Genomic DNA, 17,714 nt, shown 5'->3' on the forward strand with positions numbered 1-17,714 from the left:
ATCTGGGTGTTAGTGTGTCACTGTCTCGGCGCCATTTTGGGTGCCAGCCGCAAGTCTGTACACATGATGGTGTGACTCCGGAAAGCGGCGGCTTTGAGGTGGGCGGTTTTGGTACGCCGTGTACCCCATCACAGTGGCGATGGGGTTCTGTCAGCGGGTTTACAGATCTTCGCCGTAGATATCGAAACTGAAGTATTTGGCGGCGATCTTGTCGTAGGTGCCGTTGGCACGGATGGCGTCAATGGCCTGATTGAATTTCTCCGCCAGTGCTTGATCCTGTTTTCTCAATGCCAGCGCGGTGCCTTCGCCGATATAGGCTTTGTCAGTGACCGCGTCGCCTTTGAATTCAAACCCCTTACCGATGGCTTTGTTCAGGAAAGCCAGCATCAGTTGATCGGCGTTGCCGAAGGTCACATCCAGGCGACCATTTTGCATGTCAATATACACTTCGTCTTGACCGGTATAGCGTTTGATCGAGGCAATAGCCCCGAATTTGTCGGTAACGTAACGATCATGGATAGTGCCTTGTTGCACCCCGATGGTTTTTCCTTCCAGGCCGGTTTGGTCCATGCTGAATTTTGCTTCTGCGCTAGCGACAAAGCGGGCTGGTGTCTGATAGTACTTATGGGTGAACAGTATGCGTTGTTTGCGCTCTTCGGTGATGCGCATCGAAGCCATGATGACGTCGGATTTGCGTGCCAGCAAACTTGGAATTAACGCATCCCAGTTTTGTGATACCCAGGTACAGTCTAATTGGGCTTGCTGACACAGTGCGTCAGCGATTTCAATGTCAAAACCCGCTGGTTTGCCGTCGGCATCCATGTAGTTAAAAGGTGGATAGGTAAAGTCGGAGGCTAGGCGAACTTGTTTAGCCAGAACAGGTGTAGCAAAAAGAGAGGCGGCACAGGCAGCAGCGAAGAGGTATTTTTTCATGATTAACGTCCCTTTAATTAACTCAGTGTTGTTGGAATCGGGTAGTTGCAGATCAGCTCAGCGACTTCCTGCATGCTTTGTGGCGAGCCGATGGTAATGCGCACGCAGTGGCGAAGCGCTGGCTCATGGTGTTGGTTTCGCGCCACGATGCCGTGTTGTTTAAGATAGCCGAACAAGTCGATATCTGGGCGGGTGCGCAGTAGAACAAAATTGGTGGCTGAAGGATAAATGTGCTCTATCCAGTCAAGCTGACGAATGCTGTCGGTGAAGATCTGGCGTGTTTCAATGATACGCTGCGTGTTGTCTTGCGCGAGTGCAATGCCTTCGGCTGACAGAGCGTCCATGACGATACTGGCGGAGCTGTCTGGCATCGGATAGGGCGGGATCAGCTTCATCACAAATTCGACGACATCGGGTTGAGCGAGTAAAAAACCGCAGCGCACGGCCGCCAGCCCGAATGCTTTCGACAAGGTGCGGATGACCACCAGATTTGGGTACTGATCAATCAGACCGACCACACTTTGCTGCAGTTCAAACTCAATATACGCTTCATCAACCACCACCAGAGCTTGATCCCGCGTATGTTCCAAGACGTTGATCAGCGTTTCTCGTCCTAACATGTTGCCTGTGGGGTTGTTGGGAGAGCAGAGAAAGATCAGGTTAACGGCCTCCGCCGCCGCAATCACCGCTTCGGCATCCAGTTCAAAATGTTGCCCATGCAGTGGCACATCCACTGTGTCTATGGCAAGCGCGTCGGCGCAGAATTCGTACATGGCGTAGGTAGGTGAACAGATAAGAATCTTGTCTTTTCCGGGCTGGCAGAAGGTGCGAATCAACAAATCAATCGCTTCGTCTGCACCGCGAACGGCCAAAGCAGGTTGGCGGGTTTGGCAGTACGCCTGATAAGCCTTGGCAATGTGCTGTGGCAAAAAGTCAGGGTAACGGTTGTAATCCGCGTGATCTGAATAGTGAACACCGTGCTCCAGTTCATTGGCATTGAGCCACAATCGGCCGTCGCCCCCGATGCGGCGTGCTGACTGATAAGGTATTAACTTTTTTATGCTTTCAGGGGCCAGTTTTGATGCCAGTGATGTCATGTTTAAACGTCCTTTTTGAATATATAGTCACTAGATCCGGCTTTAAATGCTTTTAGTGACTATTTAATAAATAATTTAGTCAAAAGTTTCTGGCATAAGAATCGAAATAAAAACATACTAGCTATGAAATAATTGCATGGCTTGGTGAGTGATGAGTCAACGTTTACCTTCAACAAAAAATTTGCAAGTGTTCCTGGCGACCGCAGAACACCTGAACTTCACCCACGCCTCTCAGGCACTGAATATGACGCAGGGCGCACTCAGTCGCCAGATTCAGTCGCTGGAGAGTTTGTTGGGAGTGGCACTGTTTTACCGTCAGGCGCGTGGGCTGTCGTTGACGGCGCAAGGCGAAAAGTTTATCCCGTTGGCTGAAGATATTCTTCATCGCCTGAAAAAGGCGGTGGTGGATGTGACCGAAAACTCCAGCCGAATTAAACTGAATGCGCCAAGCTGCATCACCGCTTGGCTACTCCCGCATTTGATGTCTTTTCAGCAAGCGTTTCCAGACATCGAAGTCGAGTTAACCTCCACCATCAAACATCAGGTCGTGCCGGATTTTGAACAGTTTGATGTGGTGATTGTGTACGGGAAGCCGGGACGTTCATCGCAGATTCAGCAGCAATTGCTGTTTGAGGAAAAGCTGTCTCCACTGTGTGCGCCTGAATTATGGAAACAGGTGGTGGGAGACGGTGACGATTGGCATGACGATGTGTTGACCCGTTTTATGTGGCTGCATGCTACGCCGGAGCACAACGATTGGCGACTATGGTTGGCGGCACGCGATCGCTCCGATCTAAAAGGTCAGCGCAATCAGATATTCTCGACCTTAGATCAGGCCATGAACGCCGCTCAACGCGGGTTTGGGATTGCGGTCGGGGACGTCACATTAGCGCAACAAGATCTCAGTTTGCATCGTCTCTGTCAGCCTTTTAAGCAGGCCGTCAGATCCGGGCAAAGTTATTATTTACTTTGGCCGCAGGAAGCGGATAACGATATGATTCACAGTTTGTTGCAATGGTTTGCTCAAGCGGCTGATGTGAAAACAGAAAATGACTTGGCGCTCACAACAGTCTGACATGTGCAATGGATCGGCTGTCTAGTATTAACAGAGTTATGAAATGAGAGGAACATCGGCGTGAATCGTTCCATAATAAGAGATACTGGTTGCACTTTGCGGAGCTAAAATGATCGGTAAACGTGCGGTATTTCTGTTGTGTGGCATGACGCTATTGGCCTCGGGCTGCAGCTCCTCTCCGACGCCTTCTTCGTCCTACTATACAGGGCATCATGAGCTCTGGTGGTACGAGAACGATGACTACTGGTATCACTATTACCCAGACAGCTGCGTTGATGAGCGGGCCTGTAAGCAGCGCCTGCAAAACTGGTGGGACGGGCTGGATACCGAGCAGCAACAGGCGGTCAAAGACAAGGTACAAGATTGGAAAGACGACGATATGTCGGCCAATCTGGTCTGGATCACTTAAAACAGCAGTTAGATACACAATGGCACTCGTTACCTGAGGAGCGCCAACAGGCTATTGAGCAGAAATGGCAGAGTCATCATGGCAGCGCTGAACGAGTTCGTTTACCCGAGCCTCAGCATCATCAGCCACAGATGAATCGACCAGCCATTCGCTCACGAATACAAACCCTTCCGAGAACGAGAAAATTATAAGGAGTTCGGAATAATGAAACGTCTTCTACTGACAACGATTGGTTGCGCGGCTTTACTTTCAATGACGGCGTGTTCCAGCCCGGTGGTTGATGTCACCCCGGACATGCTGCAGAACCAGCAGTGGAAACTGACACAGGTTGATGGCAATACCGTCTCCACTAACGCGACACTGGAAATCAATGATGAAGCTCGGGCGGCCGGTAGCACCGGGTGCAACCGTTTCTTTGGCCAGTCTGAGCTGCAGGGCAACCGTATACGGGTAGAGCGCATGGGTATGACTCGCATGGCGTGTCTGGATGAGAGCAAGATGAAAACGGAACAGATCGTTGCGGGCGTACTGACCGACTGGAGCGATGTGTCGATTCAAGATGGCGAGTTGATTCTCAAAGGTGTGTCACACACCTTGACGTACGTATTGGCCAATCAGCCGCAGTAAATCGATTGACAGGCCGCGCGTTCGCGGTCTGTCTTTTCCATCAATACGCATGAATGCCGAACGCGCGTAGTTTATCCGGTAGTACCTCATCCAGGCGTTCAATGTCGGCACTGTCCAGTTCGATTAACGCGAACCCATGATGCTGATAAACCGTCCGAATGTGTTGACGCTGTTTCTCAGTGACACTGCCGGAATCACTGCCCCAGAATTGCAGATATACCTTTCCCGCCGGAAGATAAAAGTCGCTGATGATGTCTTCTTCGACGGGTAACTGACGCTGATAAGCGTGCACCACCCCGTTCATATACAGCCAATTATCGATGCGCAGTTCACCACGGGAACGTACATAATGACCGTCGAGTGTCCGGTGTTTGGCTTCAAACTTTTGGCGAAAGCTCGACAACGATTTGTCGGTCGCATGTACTTCGGCATCTTGTCCGAGATACTCTACCACGCACTGTTTGAGTCGCTTATTACGGACTAAGGCATCGTGCCACACCGCGTACTGGTTGCCTGAGGTTTTGTCTTCACGCTGGTAACCACCGACCGTCAATCCTGATTCGGTCACCTGCCAGCCTTGTTCTGTTTTCTGCAACCAGCCCAGCTCATTCAGGAGTTGATTGACTTTCTTTGGGTTGAGCCCGAATCGTTCACCAAGCTGGGTGGCACTTAAGGGCTGACCAGAAGTGGCGGAAAGGTCGATCAGCAGATTGTCCGGCCAGACAATAAATTGGCCGTATTTGGGGTGAGTGGCGTAATCGCCACCAAATTTTCGTCCCAGTTCAGTCAGGATCCATTTGTCCTCTGAACGATTGAGATACCCAGCAGTTTTTAACTCATTGAACAGCTGTTTCGCCTCAACGTTCCTGCGTTTGGCCAGCGCTGTTGTTGATAGTTTTTCCGTCATATGCCGACTCCTTGTTGTGTTTATTTTTGCCTGCCGAACGATGAGATTCAATCACTTGCCTGCAAATACTGGCGCGGTGTCCGGCCAGTATGCTGACGAAAAAAAGCGATAAACGCACTATCACTGGAAAACGCCAGACGGTCGGCAACGTCATTCACCGCAGCACCACCAGACAAATGCTCAATGGCTTTCAGGAGCCGCCATTGTGCCCGCCAGTCCTGATAAGGCATGCCCGTTTCGCGTTGAAAAATGCGCGTGATGGTTTTACTGCTGGCTCCGACCTGCTGACAGAGCTGGTTGAGTGGCGGAGGCATCGTGACGTCGTTGTGCAATTGGGTCAGCCAGGCCGTGAGGCGTCTGTCTTCCGGCAGGGGTAGTGACAAGTGCTGCACGGGCGCCTGTTGGAACTCCTCGAAAAACAACGCACAGGTATTTTGCATATCATGCTTGGGTTTATCCCATGGCCAGAAGGCCATGCGTTCGATCAGTGACTGAAGCAATGCATTGACCTCGACAATGCGAATGTCCGTGTCCACTGCTTGGGCTAAGTGCGCATCAAAATAGACTGAACGATACTCAACCACATTATTCATGGTGGCACAGTGAGGCACGCCGGCCGGAATCCAGGCTGCCCGGGTAGGAGGCAGAACGTATTGCTGGCGGCGAATGGTGAAGGTGATGCACCCCTGCGGCGCATACAGTAACTGGGCCTTGTTGTGCTGGTGCATGCCGGAGTCATGCTTTCCGACCCGTGCGGCGATGCCGATCACATCTGCTGTCAGTGCGTCTGCGTTAAAACGGGTTGTCGCGTCTATCAGAGCCATGTGTCTCTATTTTGCTGTTTTTGGTCTTGATCGTGTTATAGGGACTATAGCAGAGCGGGCTACACTGCGCCTACTTTGAAAGTGGATTGGAGAGAAAGATGAACAAATCACCACCCAATGCTGGTCTGATGGTGTTGTTATTGATGTTTCCGCAGGTGGTCGAAACGATTTATAGCCCGGTATTGCCTGCCATCGCAGAGGGATTTGGGGTCAGTGAGTCCGTGGCAGCCCAGACATTGTCGATTTACTTTTCCGCGTTTGCGGTTGGGGTTGTGATATGGGGTACGGTGGCCGATTATCTGGGGCGACGCAAAACGATGTTATTAGGCTTGGCGGTGTACGGCATCGCGGCGTTAGGCGCTGTCATCAGCACCGATTTCCACACATTGCTGGGTTTTCGCGCGCTCAGTGCTGTGGGGGCCGCCGTCGGTTCTGTGGTGACACAAACCATGCTGCGCGACAGTTTTGAAGGCGAAGCGCTGGGGCGGGTATTTGCCTGGGTGGGCATTGGTATCGCCATCAGTCCGGTGATCGGTATGATGACTGGCGGCGGGTTAACGCTGTTGGGAGGCTATCCGGCGGTGTTTACGGCGTTGTGTGTGCTCGCGCTGGCTCTGTGCTTGGTGTGTGCGATTATGTTACCGGAGACATTGCACGGTGAACAAGTGAAGCCTCGTGTGACAACTGTAGTGAGGCAGCTTGTTCGTGATGGTCATATCTGGCGTAGCGCTTTTCTGGTGGCCGGTTTTAATGTCGCGTTGTTTGGCTATTATCTGCAAGGGCCGTTTGTGTTTCAGAGACTTGGGTATGACCCCCACTTATTTGGCTACAGCGGGATGGTGATGGCCGCAGGCACGCTGGCAGGCAGTGTGTGGAATAAACGCCTGGTAACGCGCTGGCGTACGGACTCTATCCTGCGTTTGGCGGCACTGCTGGTGCTGGCTGGTGGTTTGGGGGTGATCGCGACCATCGACAGTTTGTGGTTCTTGGCGCCGATGTTGCTGGTTGTGTGTGGCTTTGGACTTGGGATCCCCAATGTTCTGAGCCAGGCCTTGGTCGAATACAAAGCGGGTATCGGCACGGCTGGTGCCTGGTTTGGTTTGATGTATTACCTATTAATCGGAGGAGGCCTTGCTCTCGCTGGCTGGATTCAAAACTTGGGAATCGTCCTGAGCGTCTTCGGGGGAGTGTGCTTGCTACTGACTTTGACACGCCGCTCAAGGCCGTAGAGAAACAGGGAGGCGCAAGCCTCCCGTTGCTCAGGGCTGAGGAATCACTCGAATTTGCAGCGCTTCGTCCACGTCGATCAGTTTTGCCAGTTTTTGCAACTTTTCTCTGGTCATGGTGTGCAGCAGTACGGGCAGTCGAGCCTGTTCCGGTAAGAACTCCGGCGCAGTCTGAGCGATGGAAGTCAGATCCAGCCAGTAATAATTGTCTTGCTCATGCTGTTTGATCGCATCCAGCATGGGCGTAACCGCGCGGCGCAAATCGTCTTCACTGACAGGGCGCGCCTGCAAGTCTCTGAGCACCGATTTATACGTCGCCAACACGGTATCGACTTGCCCGACGGTTGTATTGCTGTTGATGCTCATATTGCCGTAATTCTTAAACAGAGTGGATTGCGTGTAATCGACCCACGGACTGTACGATGCACCTATCGCTTCGCGGACCTCTTTGGTGATGCGTTGTTGCAGCACTTCAAACAGTACCCGGAACCCGACCGATTGCTCATAATTCTTGCCATCGGGGATCTGCCAGTAGGTTGTGGCTATGGCGGTGGTCTTATCGCCTTGGTGATACAGCGTCAGATCTTGCTTTTTGACCGGGGGGAAAGATTCCTTGTACGGCTCAAATACCTGCTGTGGTTTCAGGGGAAGCGCCCCGAAGGTTTGCGCAACGTAACTGGTGGCGTCTTCCAGCGTGATGTCGCCCACCACCCCGATTTCTACCGGGCCATTGAGCAGGGCATCGCGCACCAGAGGCTGAACATCACCCATGGAATACTGGCTCAGTTCTGTCACGCCTGGGAGTTTCCAGCGGGCATCTCCACCGTGTAGCAGAGGGCCAACGTGGAATTGCAATACCTGTTCAGGTGATTGCTGATAGGTGTTGTACACCGAATCCAGATGCTGCAGCGCAAAAGCCCGACCTTCCTCGCGATAGCCGCCGTCGGTGAAATACGCCGCATAGAGGCGGAGTTGGTTGAGGACGTCTTTATTGGCGACGATGCTTTGCGCGTCAATGGCACTGTTGGTAAACAGCATATTGGCACCGATGGTTTCATCATCAAAGATGCCACGTAATTCGTTGAGCGTGTGTTTTTTCAACCCGGCGGCCACCATACCGGCATCAAACAGTGTCATCAGCGGCGCTTTGTCATTGCTCAGTCCGTATTTGCCAGTACCTATACGAACGGTCAGGTAAACGGTGTCTTTCTCCAGCTTAGTGGGTTTGACGTTCAACATCACGCCGTTATCAAAGCGATACCGCACAACGTTACCGTAGTCGGATGTACTGACGTGTTTGGCGATGCCGGACTCGCCAAAGCTCTCATAACCAAAATGGTCATTGACTTGATTGACGTACGGCAAGACAGGTTCTTTCTGGCTGTTCTGGTACGCGGCGAGCAACTTACTTTCGATGCTATCCGGCGCCTGACGATCCGCCAGATAGATTCGTGGCGGATGAGCGCCCCAGCGTTGCTTAAACTTTTCATTGACCAGTTGAGCGGTGATTTTGTCGCGTTTCTGATTGAACTGCTCATGATCGAACAGCGCGGAAGTAAGGACGTATTCACCATTCAGGGCAGTGACAGCGCGGCTGACCAGGTTGGCATTCGTCAGGTCATCGGTTGCGGTCAGACTGAGTTGCAGGTTATTGGCCATCGTGCTGACCTGACGTTGCACTTCTTCCTCACTGAAACCATAAATTAACGCCTGGCGCAGGGTTTGCTCCAGTGCTTCCAATCCTTGCTGCCATTCCCCTTGCGCAGTGGTGAGGCTGAGTTGGCTGATGCGGGCGAGCTGATAGTCCAGTTCCGTGCCTGCGTATGGCGAAATCAGCTTGCCTTCACTGTCAAACGCGATGGTTTCCAATCGGTACGCCAGAGCCCGGTCTCCAATCTCTTTGACCCATTGGTCGAAATCAGTTTGGGTGGTGGCCTTGATGTGTTTCGCCGGATCAACAAAATTCAGCTCAATCCGCGCAGTAATATTGGGGTGAATAAATGCTTTGGCTTGCGCGTGTTGTGGTAGGCTCACCTGCATGTCCGGCTTGGCTGCGTCTTGACCCTGCGGGTTCTTCCAATCCGAAAAATAGTGCTTTACCCTTTGGAGAATCGCCTGAGTCTCCACATCCCCGGCAATGATCAGGGTGGTATTACGAGGAGCATAGTAGCGGGTATAAAAATCTTTCAGCCGTTTCTGATTGACCGCTTCCATGCCAGCGAGGGTACCCAGTGGTCGCTTGTCCATGATGCCGGAGCCGGCAAGTAGATAATTGCTCCAATCAATGTAACGCTCAAAGTTGGCCGACTGGCGTTCGCGTACTTCAGATTCAATGACTTTACGTTCCCGCGCGATGGCGTCTTTGTCCAAGGTTAATTCAGACGCGGTTTCGCGCAGCAGAAACAGCGCGGTATCGATACTGTCTTGGTCCGACTTGGGCAGGTCAAGCTCGTAGACGGTTTGTGAGAAATCGGTGAATGCATTGGTATCAGCACCAAATGACAGGCCGTGGCGCTCAAGCATCGCGACCATTTCGCCTTCGGGGACGTGTGTCGAACCATTGAACGCCATATGCTCCAGGAAGTGTGCAACGCCAGGCTCTGCGCCACTTTCTTGCAAAGAGCCGGCATCGACCCGCATCCGGAGGGAAACGCTGTTCTTGGGCTGATCATTACGGATGACAATAAGTCGCATACCGTTGTCCAGCAACTGGGTTTGGTAACGGCTATCCAACGGGAGATCCGTTTGTGGAAACCACAGAGCGGAATCGTTGGGGGCGGACAAAACGGAGAAGGACAAACAAGATAGGGACAGCAGCAGCGTCCGCTTCTTAAATCGGGCGTTCCACATGATGATGACTTCTTAAACGTATTGAAAACATATGAAATGGTTTACTTAGAAGCTATAGCGAAAGGTGATCATTGTCGAGGTCTTTCTGCGGATTCAACCAAAGGGTTGCAAAAGAAAGGGCAAGGTGACTAGTCTTGCCCGTCGATCCTGCCGACCAGAGGACGCAGGAAGTTAGGGGGGATGCCAATTGAGAAGCTCTGATTGACATCATGATCCAGTGTAGTGGCTCAAATTCGGATTGCGACTTTTCTTGGTTAAATATTTGTCAGACTAACGCCCGAGGAAAGCGGCACCTTTGACACCACTGTCATCCCCCAATTGTGCTGGCAGGATTGGGGTGGCGCAGTAGCCGCCAAAAACGTATTGAGGCAGTTGTTTGGGCACGTCTTGATACAGCTCCGCGACATTCGACATGCCGCCACCAAGCACAATCGCCGCCGGGTCGAACAGGTTGATGACCTGAGACAAGGCCCGGGCAAGTTGATCGACATACAGGGCATAATGGGCCTGTGCATTGGCGCAGTGAGGGCGTGCTTGCATGATGTCCACGCTGTTCATCTGGCTGGCATAACGTGCGTTGTAGCCTCTGGCGAACCCCGTTCCGGATAAAAACAGTTCGTTGCATGCACTGCGCCCGCAATAGCATGGCTCTGTTTTGCCGTCGATGTCCGGGCTGTAGTGGGCCAGTGGATTGTGCCCCCATTCACCGGCGACATTATTCGGTCCGCGCACCAGTTTTTGCTCATACACCAATCCGCCGCCACATCCGGTACCGATAATGACCCCAAAACAGGAGTGGTACTGTTTCCCGGCACCAAACAGCGCTTCACTCAAGGTAAAACAGTCGGCATCGTTGCCCAGATACACTGGCTGTTTTAGCCATTGTTCCAGATCGCTTTGTAACGGTTGATCGTTAATGGCCAGAATATTGGCATTTTTGATCCGTTGAGTGCCCGGGCAGATGGCGCCAGGGAGTCCGATACCAATTTGATAAGTGTCACTGGCGTGGCGCGCCGTTTGCTCAATGATGGCCACAACGTGTTGGAGAAAGCTGTGGTAATCCGATTTGATGGTTTCAAAACGTTGATAGAAGAGTTGTTGCCCGTCTTCACTGAACAGGGCGGCGGCGATTTTAGTTCCGCCAATATCTAGTCCGAGGTATTGCATGTCACGTCTCCCAAAGCTGAGTTTGCAGTGTAACCGGAAATCAAAAGGCGCAAAGTCCGGGAGAGAAAAGCTGTGGAGTAACGCGGATTACTGAACTGAATAAGCAAGGGTTTACAATGTAAATCCTCGCTTATTCAGTGGGTCGGAATGAACGTAAGTTAAGGCTGATAGTGGAAAATCGCCATGGATCTTGGTGCGATGAGCATCTGTTTATGATCGATCGTGCTGTGTACTTCATGAGAGTCGGTGTTACAGATCATCGTCCAGTGCTGATTTTCTTCCGTCGGCAGTGTAAAGCGGGCAGGGGCGTTGGTCTGGTTAATGCAGTAGAACATCTCAGCCCCGTGTTTGCGCAGGCCCAGATGAAGCGCCACACAACTGAGTCGGTTCCAGTCTTCATGCTCCATAGTGGAGCCATCAATACGTCGCCAAAAGATGCGATTGTCATTGCGTTGCTCGCCACTGAACGCGTGGATGAAAGGCACCATATAACGGGCGCGAGCCGACACCAGTTCGGCCAGCCACTGGCGAAAAGCCCGTTTGGCGTCTGACTCTTCCCAGTTCAACCAACTGATTTCGTTGTCCTGGCAGTAGGCATTGTTATTGCCACGCTGAGTGTGTGACAACACATCCGCAGTCAGAATATGGGGAATACCAAAGGAAAACAACAAGCTGGCCATGAAGTTTCGCTTTTGCTTTTCACGAGTTTCTCGTATCAGTGGATTGTCACTCGGCCCTTCAATGCCGTAATTGTCCGAGCGATTGTCACCGTGCCCATCACGATTCTGTTCACCATTGGCTTCATTGTGTTTGTGTTTGTAAGACACCAGATCCTGCATAGTGAAACCATCGTGGTAAGTGATGTAGTTCACCGTCATTTTGTACGGCCAGTTGGCCGCACTGTACAGATCGCGGGATCCCATCAAACGGGTCGCAAACTCTTTCAGATAGCCTTGATCACCGCGCCAGAAACTGCGGGTAATGTCTCGTAGGCGGTCGTTGCATTCATTCCAGCCGAATGGAAAGTTCCCCACCTGATAACCATTAGGACCGATGTCCCATGGCTCTGCGATCAGTTTCACCTCACGTAAGACGGGATCCTGCGCAACCGCCTTGAAAAATGCCGACTCTTGACTGAAATGCTCGCCCTGACGGCCTAATGTCGCCGCCAAATCAAAACGGAAGCCGTCGATGTGAAACATTTCAACCCAGTAGCGCAGCGTGTCCATAATCAGATTAAGTGTTGGCTGGTAGCTCAGATCCACGGTATTACCACATCCAGTAAAGTTGGCGTACTGTTCGCCGTGTTTGAGGTAATACTGGCCGTCGAGTGCTTTAAGGTTCAATACGGGGCCATCTGGTCCGCCTTCGGCCGTGTGGTTATACACTACATCCAGAATCACCTCGATCCCGTGGCGGTGCAGTTCCCGAATGGTGGTTTTGAGTTCCTGAACCGCGTCATGATCGGCGTAACGGGGGTCGGGTGCCATGAACACGTAAGGGTTGTAGCCCCAGTAATTCACTTTATCCATTTTCAATAGATGCGGTTCGTGCAGGCAGGCCGCAATCGGCAGTAATTGCAATGTGGTGATATTCTGCTGCTGGTAAAAGCTCAGCATCGCATCACTGACCAACCCGAGATAGCGACCTTGCTGCTCCCGCGGTACTTCCGGGTGGAGTTTGGTCAGCCCTTTCACGTGCGTTTCAAACAGCACGGTTTGCGCACGTGGGATGCGAGGTGGTCGCGTACCCTGCCAGTCAAACTGATCATCGACCACGACACATTTTGCCAGCGTAAAACTCTGCGCAGCGTCAAACGGAGGCTGGTAGTGCAGGGCTTTATCCAGCGATTTCGCATAGGGATCGGAAATAAAATGAGACTTTCCTTGCTGTTCAACGATATATCCGTATTTCTGTCCGGCTTTAATATCGCTGATGTAGACATGACGAATTCCAGCGTATTCATTGGGTAAGGAATACGTTACGTAGCGATTATTATCGTCAAACAGAGCAAGCTGAATATTTTCAGCTGCAGGGGCATAGATTGAAAAATTACAACCAGATTGATCTGGCGTAGCGCCCAGGGGATAAGGTCGAGAGCTTTGTTCCGTCATCACTTTGGGGTTTATTCTGTCGTTGTTGAACTATTAGTAAAAGACTTTGTCTATATTAGGTCAAGCGCCCCATCACAAATTTTTTCTTGTAATTTTATTTCAGTTCGATGACGAAAAAATGAAAAAGTTTGACGTAGTTTGCACTTTGATCGGCGTAATTTGCTCGCTCCCTTACCTACTCCCCCCTATATTTGTGATCTACGTTTTTTAAATGGCGTACGGTTATTTTTCTCCTCCCCAGTACTCCCCCCTAAATTCGCCGGGGGTGGAGGAAGTCACCCTTTTTCTCCTTGGGTAATCTGTCAACAGTTGAAACAGACGAGGATTCGTCCTCATCTTAACCCTCTTTATTAGCGTGCCTGTTTCTGCCTTTATGGGCGCGTTGAAAAAGAGGGAAAAAAATATAAGAAACCCTAAATGGAGTTAACAATGAAAAAAGTAAGTGTAATTGCTGCCGCAGTGGCTGCGACTCTGGCTGGCGGTAACGCCGTTGCCGCGGACGTAGATTTTCATGGTTACATGCGTGCTGGTGTTGGTATGAGTACTGACGGTGGCCAGCAAGTAACGTTTGAGAAGCAAAAAGTGGGTCGTCTGGGTAACGAAGGCGACATCTACGGCGAGGTTCAGCTGGGCAAAGAAGTTTACAATAACGACGGTAAAACCTTCTACGTTGACTCCATGTTTGCCATGACGTCAAACGGTTCGAACGACTGGGAAAGCACCGCGTCGAATTGTGGTCTGGACGGCAGTGACGTGAAATGTGTGGACGATGCACAATTCGCTCTGCGTCAGTTCAACGTTCAGGCGAAAGGCGTGCTGGGCTTTGCGCCTGAAGCCACCCTATGGGCAGGTAAGCGTTTTTATCAACGTCATGACATCCACATTTCAGATTTCTACTACTGGGACATTTCTGGTGCCGGCGCCGGTGTTGAAGGCATCGAAGCGGGTCCGGGTAAATTGTCTCTGGCTTGGGTTCGCAATGACCGTTCCGATGTACCAGACGAGTTTAACGGCGATGCAGTTAACGTAAACACTTTTGACGCGCGTTACGCTGGTATTCCTTTGTGGGAAAACGGCAGTCTGGAAGTTGGCGTAGACTACGCCATGGTCAACGAAACATCAGGTGCTTCTGACGCCGCTCAGGATGCTAAAGATGGCGTGATGCTGACTGCAGAACTGACTCAGGGTCTGTCTAACGGCTTCAACAAAACTGTATTGCAATACGGTACTGAAGGTTACTCAAAAATCATGGCCTTCTACGGCAGTGGTAACTGGTACGGCGCAGAAGCTAAAGACGGCGCATCTGGCTACCGTATCATCAACTGGGGTGTGATTGGTCTGGGTGAAAACTGGGAACTGGGTCACCAACTGGTTTACGGTGTAGGTGAAGATATGTGGGATGGTCAGGACAAGTGGGAAGCGATGTCTGCTGTTGTTCGTCCGGTCTACAAATGGGATGACAACCACAAAACCATCTTCGAAGCAGGTTACGGCATCGATGACAACGATGGTGCTGACAACAAATACGGCAAATTCACCGTGGCGCAGGCATGGTCTGCAGGCTCAAGCTTCTGGGCTCGCCCAGAAATCCGTCTGTACGCATCTTACCTGACCAGCGATTACGACGACGGCTCTAAAGTCTTCGACAGCGGCAAATCGGACGATTCATTCCAGTTCGGTGTGCAAGCTGAAGCATGGTGGTAATCATCATCTAAAGCATCTTATACTGTCCTAAACCAATACAGCCAGAGTTATCTGGCTGTATTTCTTTACAAAAATAACAACAAGGTCGAGGTGGATCATTATGAAAAAATGGCTCGCGCCCGTAATTCTGGGCATGTTAGTCACCGGTTGTACAACACCGCAGCAAGTGGCGATGAATACTCAGGGCAGCCAGCAGGTGATTACTCAGTCGTCTGAGATCAACTGGCTACCGCTCGATGTACCGACGGTCACTGAGTTCGCCTTGACAGACAAAAGCCAGATGCTGCTTAACGGTGACAGCGCCGGAGCGATTGCCGCTTTCACCCTGCCAGGGAATCGTGGCAGCCTGGACATCAAGCTGGAGTCTTTTGTCAGCAAAGACTTGCAGTTTTTTGCACCGACTATGGTGATTTACAACTCGGTCGGTGAAGTGATTTATCAAGCTGACTTTGCCAAATTCCAATACGAGCCAGCGAAGCTGCTGGACAACGACAAATTTGTTCTCGACATGAATGTGATCCCTGAAACATCAGGGGGGGACATGCAGGTTCTGATTTACACTACTGCGGACGATTTAAAAGGCAGTTCACAGGTATTGCACCCGGCAAAAGCCTTTGCGATGGCGCGCCACACTCAGCCACCTGACATCGCAGATCCGATGGCGAAACACGCGCCACTTGGTCAGTTCCGGCTGATCGTTTCAGCCAATGATATTGTGACGTCAAAACTGGGGGCGACCAATGACAACATTCCTCAGGGAACCGATCTGACGTCCTATTACCACAATGCCATCAAGAAGGCGGTAGAGGCCGATGATATCCCTAAAGCGTTAGGTCTGCTGGATGAAGCCAAAGCACTCGATATTCAGGGGGCACAGGAAGTCTTTGTGAAAGCCGTGAACAGCAAATAAGCGATGATTGATACATGTTGTTGATAGAGAGCTCCCGCAAGGGAGCTTTTTTGTTACGAGCAATATTACGGCGGGGTTAACTGTAAAAAGCACGTGGCGTATCCGGGAAGACGCATCGTCACGTGCCCGCCATGATTATCAACGCTCAGCCGGTAGTCTTGTTGGTGGAGTAAGTCGTGAAGCATATAGTGGCCATCAGACAGCGACCACTGTTGCATCAATTCACTGGGTAACCGCAACGTCAAGTTGTGGCTTTGCCCGGCACTGAAATTCGCAACCAGAATCAGTTTTTGCGTGGCGCAGGAGCGGGCAAACGCAAACAGGTGATCTTGATTTGGATAAAAACCCTCGAAGTTGGCGGCGTACAAATCATGGTAGTTCCCCGTCAGAGCCGGGCTGGTGATAGTCAATTGGAGTAACCGCTGATAAAACTGGCGCAGTGTCCGCTCCTCCTCGGTCAACTTCGCACCGTCATAACGGCCGTGGTTCATCCAGCGTTGATGGTGAGGTACTCCGATGTAATCGAAGATGGAAGTACGCGATGGCTGGCCGAAACCAGCATTCTCCGCGCCTGGCTCACCGACTTCCTGACCGAAGTAAATCAGGACTGGCGCTGAAGAGAGGCAGGTAGCAACGAGCATGGCCGGTTTGGCTTTATGTGGATCCTTGGCAAAAGCATCAGAGGCGATACGCTGCTCGTCATGATTTTCCAAAAAGTTCATCATGTGATGTTCGATATCGCGCAGTTGCCACTCGATGCGGCCAAGTTCCCGGGTGGATCCTTCTCCTTGCACAATGGCACGTAACTGATCGTACAGGTCAACTTTATTGTACAAATAATCCATCTTACCGAGCTGGATGTAGTCGCGATAACACTCGGGTTGATAAACCTCAGCGAGTAGGAAGGCTTCCGGATTCACCTGCTTAATTGAGGCGTTCAGGTAGCTCCAGAACTCGACGGGTACCAACTCAGCCATGTCATACCGAAAGCCATCTACCCCTTGCTGCAACCAATAGACGGCGATATCACGAAACTTTGTCCAGGAGTCGGGCAGCGTTTTTCCTTGCCAAAAGGCAGCGTGCACCTGATAGGGCTGTTCGTGGTAACCCGGAGGCAAACGGTCGAACTCGATCTGGCCATCAGGTGTGACGCCAAAATTGATTTTGACGGTGTCGTACCAATCATCGAATTGAGGCCGGCTTGCGCGCGCCCCGTTGCCACTCCAGCGCGCGGGATATTCCAGATAATCGTGTGCACTTTTTGCGGCCGGAACAAACCCTGCGGGAAAGATTGGCCGTTCAAACGGTGTGTTGGGCAGATAATAAAAATTGTTGTCGCGCTGGTATTCCAAAGTCGTGTCATCGTTGGCACCAAAATCAAAGACGCCGACGGGGTTGTTGAGGCCCTGGTACGTTCTGGCGACGTGGTTGGGCACGATATCGATGATCACTTTTAATTCCGCGGCATGAATTCGTTGTATCAGGGCCAAAAATTCGGCATTGCGATTGCTTGGTTCATCAGCAAGATCTGGGTGAACAGCGTAGTAGTCTCTAACCGCATAGGGCGAGCCGGCGCGCCCTTTGACGATAGCAGGGTGGTCGAGTGGGATGCCGTATGCGCGATAATCGCTCGTGGTGGCGTGGTGAGGAATCCCCGTCAGCCAAAGGTGAGTGATGCCGAGATCGCGGATTGCCTGCAACGCTTCTGGCGTAAAATCACTGAGCTTTCCGACGCCGTTGGTTGCCTTGTCTCCCCATGCTTGATGCTGAGTTTGAGTATTGCCAAACAGACGGGTCATGACTTGATAGACAGTGTATTTTTGTTTGCTCATCGTGCTGCCATTCATCCTGCTTTTGGTTAAGCATAACGG

At 51.5% G+C, this 17,714-nt stretch carries 14 protein-coding genes; 6 read left to right on the forward strand and 8 right to left on the reverse strand.

The annotated features are described in order from the left end of the window. Positions 1 to 159 precede the first annotated feature (159 nt). Positions 160 to 933, reverse strand: a complete 774-nt coding sequence (locus VPR01S_RS13900; protein WP_021705979.1) for an ABC transporter substrate-binding protein — start codon at positions 931 to 933, stop codon at positions 160 to 162. A gap of 17 nt (positions 934 to 950) precedes the next feature. Further along, positions 951 to 2,030, reverse strand: a complete 1,080-nt coding sequence (gene hisC / locus VPR01S_RS13905) for a histidinol-phosphate transaminase (RefSeq protein ID WP_021705980.1) — start codon at positions 2,028 to 2,030, stop codon at positions 951 to 953. A 151-nt stretch (positions 2,031 to 2,181) separates the two neighbouring features. On the opposite strand from hisC, the gene VPR01S_RS13910 reads away from it, so the two are divergent. From VPR01S_RS13910 to VPR01S_RS13920, 3 genes are all read left to right on the forward strand, one after another. Further along, a complete protein-coding gene (locus VPR01S_RS13910; protein WP_021705981.1) occupies positions 2,182 to 3,105 on the forward strand; it encodes a LysR substrate-binding domain-containing protein in 924 nt (307 codons plus the stop codon). 109 nt (positions 3,106 to 3,214) lie between these two features. Further along, entirely contained in the window at positions 3,215 to 3,514 is a 300-nt protein-coding gene (locus tag VPR01S_RS21980) for a hypothetical protein (protein ID WP_021705982.1), read from the forward strand. Between the two features lie 204 nt (positions 3,515 to 3,718). Next, positions 3,719 to 4,141: an META domain-containing protein gene (locus tag VPR01S_RS13920; RefSeq protein ID WP_021705983.1), complete on the forward strand. Its 423-nt coding sequence runs from the start codon at positions 3,719 to 3,721 to the stop codon at positions 4,139 to 4,141. A gap of 40 nt (positions 4,142 to 4,181) precedes the next feature. Here the strand turns inward: VPR01S_RS13920 and VPR01S_RS13925 are convergent, their stop codons facing one another. Next, positions 4,182 to 5,048: a hypothetical protein gene (locus VPR01S_RS13925; RefSeq protein ID WP_021705984.1), complete on the reverse strand. Its 867-nt coding sequence runs from the start codon at positions 5,046 to 5,048 to the stop codon at positions 4,182 to 4,184. A 47-nt stretch (positions 5,049 to 5,095) separates the two neighbouring features. Beyond that, positions 5,096 to 5,872, reverse strand: coding sequence for an AraC family transcriptional regulator (locus tag VPR01S_RS13930; RefSeq protein ID WP_021705985.1), 777 nt, complete (start codon positions 5,870 to 5,872; stop codon positions 5,096 to 5,098). Between the two features lie 98 nt (positions 5,873 to 5,970). On the opposite strand from VPR01S_RS13930, the gene VPR01S_RS13935 reads away from it, so the two are divergent. Then, complete coding sequence (locus tag VPR01S_RS13935) at positions 5,971 to 7,101, forward strand: multidrug effflux MFS transporter (protein ID WP_021705986.1); 1,131 nt, start codon at positions 5,971 to 5,973, stop codon at positions 7,099 to 7,101. A gap of 30 nt (positions 7,102 to 7,131) precedes the next feature. On the opposite strand, the gene VPR01S_RS13940 is transcribed toward VPR01S_RS13935, so the two are convergent. The 3 genes from VPR01S_RS13940 to glgX all read right to left on the reverse strand — a co-directional run bounded on the left by VPR01S_RS13940 (position 7,132) and on the right by glgX (position 13,229). Next, complete coding sequence (locus VPR01S_RS13940; RefSeq protein ID WP_021705987.1) at positions 7,132 to 9,948, reverse strand: M16 family metallopeptidase; 2,817 nt, start codon at positions 9,946 to 9,948, stop codon at positions 7,132 to 7,134. Between the two features lie 270 nt (positions 9,949 to 10,218). Next, positions 10,219 to 11,115 carry an ROK family protein gene (locus VPR01S_RS13945; protein ID WP_021705988.1) on the reverse strand — a complete coding sequence of 299 codons (897 nt, stop codon included), beginning with the start codon at positions 11,113 to 11,115 and terminating at the stop codon, positions 10,219 to 10,221. Between the two features lie 158 nt (positions 11,116 to 11,273). Then, a complete protein-coding gene (gene glgX / locus VPR01S_RS13950; RefSeq protein ID WP_040902790.1) occupies positions 11,274 to 13,229 on the reverse strand; it encodes a glycogen debranching protein GlgX in 1,956 nt (651 codons plus the stop codon). Between the two features lie 429 nt (positions 13,230 to 13,658). On the opposite strand from glgX, the gene VPR01S_RS13955 reads away from it, so the two are divergent. Both VPR01S_RS13955 and VPR01S_RS13960 read left to right on the forward strand, forming a co-directional pair. After that, positions 13,659 to 14,933 carry a maltoporin gene (locus VPR01S_RS13955; protein WP_021705990.1) on the forward strand — a complete coding sequence of 425 codons (1,275 nt, stop codon included), beginning with the start codon at positions 13,659 to 13,661 and terminating at the stop codon, positions 14,931 to 14,933. A 100-nt stretch (positions 14,934 to 15,033) separates the two neighbouring features. Further along, the gene (locus tag VPR01S_RS13960; protein WP_021705991.1) at positions 15,034 to 15,843 is read left to right on the forward strand and encodes a MalM family protein; all 810 of its coding nucleotides are present in this window, start codon (positions 15,034 to 15,036) and stop codon (positions 15,841 to 15,843) included. Positions 15,844 to 15,908: 65 nt separating this feature from the next. Here VPR01S_RS13960 and VPR01S_RS13965 read toward each other — a convergent pair whose 3' ends face one another. Beyond that, positions 15,909 to 17,675, reverse strand: a complete 1,767-nt coding sequence (locus VPR01S_RS13965) for an alpha-amylase family glycosyl hydrolase (RefSeq protein WP_021705992.1) — start codon at positions 17,673 to 17,675, stop codon at positions 15,909 to 15,911. Between the last annotated feature and the right edge of the window lie 39 nt (positions 17,676 to 17,714).

This window comes from Vibrio proteolyticus NBRC 13287 (assembly GCF_000467125.1).
Taxonomy (GTDB): domain Bacteria; phylum Pseudomonadota; class Gammaproteobacteria; order Enterobacterales; family Vibrionaceae; genus Vibrio; species Vibrio proteolyticus.

Coding starts and splice junctions, on each gene's coding strand:
- VPR01S_RS13920 (WP_021705983.1), top strand. CDS start 3,719: ATGAAACGTCTTCTACTGACAACGATTGGTTGCGCGGCTTTACTTTCA.
- VPR01S_RS13965 (WP_021705992.1), bottom strand. CDS start 17,675: ATGAGCAAACAAAAATACACTGTCTATCAAGTCATGACCCGTCTGTTT.
- VPR01S_RS13945 (WP_021705988.1), bottom strand. CDS start 11,115: ATGCAATACCTCGGACTAGATATTGGCGGAACTAAAATCGCCGCCGCC.
- VPR01S_RS13955 (WP_021705990.1), top strand. CDS start 13,659: ATGAAAAAAGTAAGTGTAATTGCTGCCGCAGTGGCTGCGACTCTGGCT.
- glgX (WP_040902790.1), bottom strand. CDS start 13,229: ATGACGGAACAAAGCTCTCGACCTTATCCCCTGGGCGCTACGCCAGAT.
- VPR01S_RS13935 (WP_021705986.1), top strand. CDS start 5,971: ATGAACAAATCACCACCCAATGCTGGTCTGATGGTGTTGTTATTGATG.
- VPR01S_RS13940 (WP_021705987.1), bottom strand. CDS start 9,948: ATGTGGAACGCCCGATTTAAGAAGCGGACGCTGCTGCTGTCCCTATCT.
- VPR01S_RS13960 (WP_021705991.1), top strand. CDS start 15,034: ATGAAAAAATGGCTCGCGCCCGTAATTCTGGGCATGTTAGTCACCGGT.
- VPR01S_RS13910 (WP_021705981.1), top strand. CDS start 2,182: ATGAGTCAACGTTTACCTTCAACAAAAAATTTGCAAGTGTTCCTGGCG.
- hisC (WP_021705980.1), bottom strand. CDS start 2,030: ATGACATCACTGGCATCAAAACTGGCCCCTGAAAGCATAAAAAAGTTA.
- VPR01S_RS21980 (WP_021705982.1), top strand. CDS start 3,215: ATGATCGGTAAACGTGCGGTATTTCTGTTGTGTGGCATGACGCTATTG.
- VPR01S_RS13925 (WP_021705984.1), bottom strand. CDS start 5,048: ATGACGGAAAAACTATCAACAACAGCGCTGGCCAAACGCAGGAACGTT.
- VPR01S_RS13930 (WP_021705985.1), bottom strand. CDS start 5,872: ATGGCTCTGATAGACGCGACAACCCGTTTTAACGCAGACGCACTGACA.
- VPR01S_RS13900 (WP_021705979.1), bottom strand. CDS start 933: ATGAAAAAATACCTCTTCGCTGCTGCCTGTGCCGCCTCTCTTTTTGCT.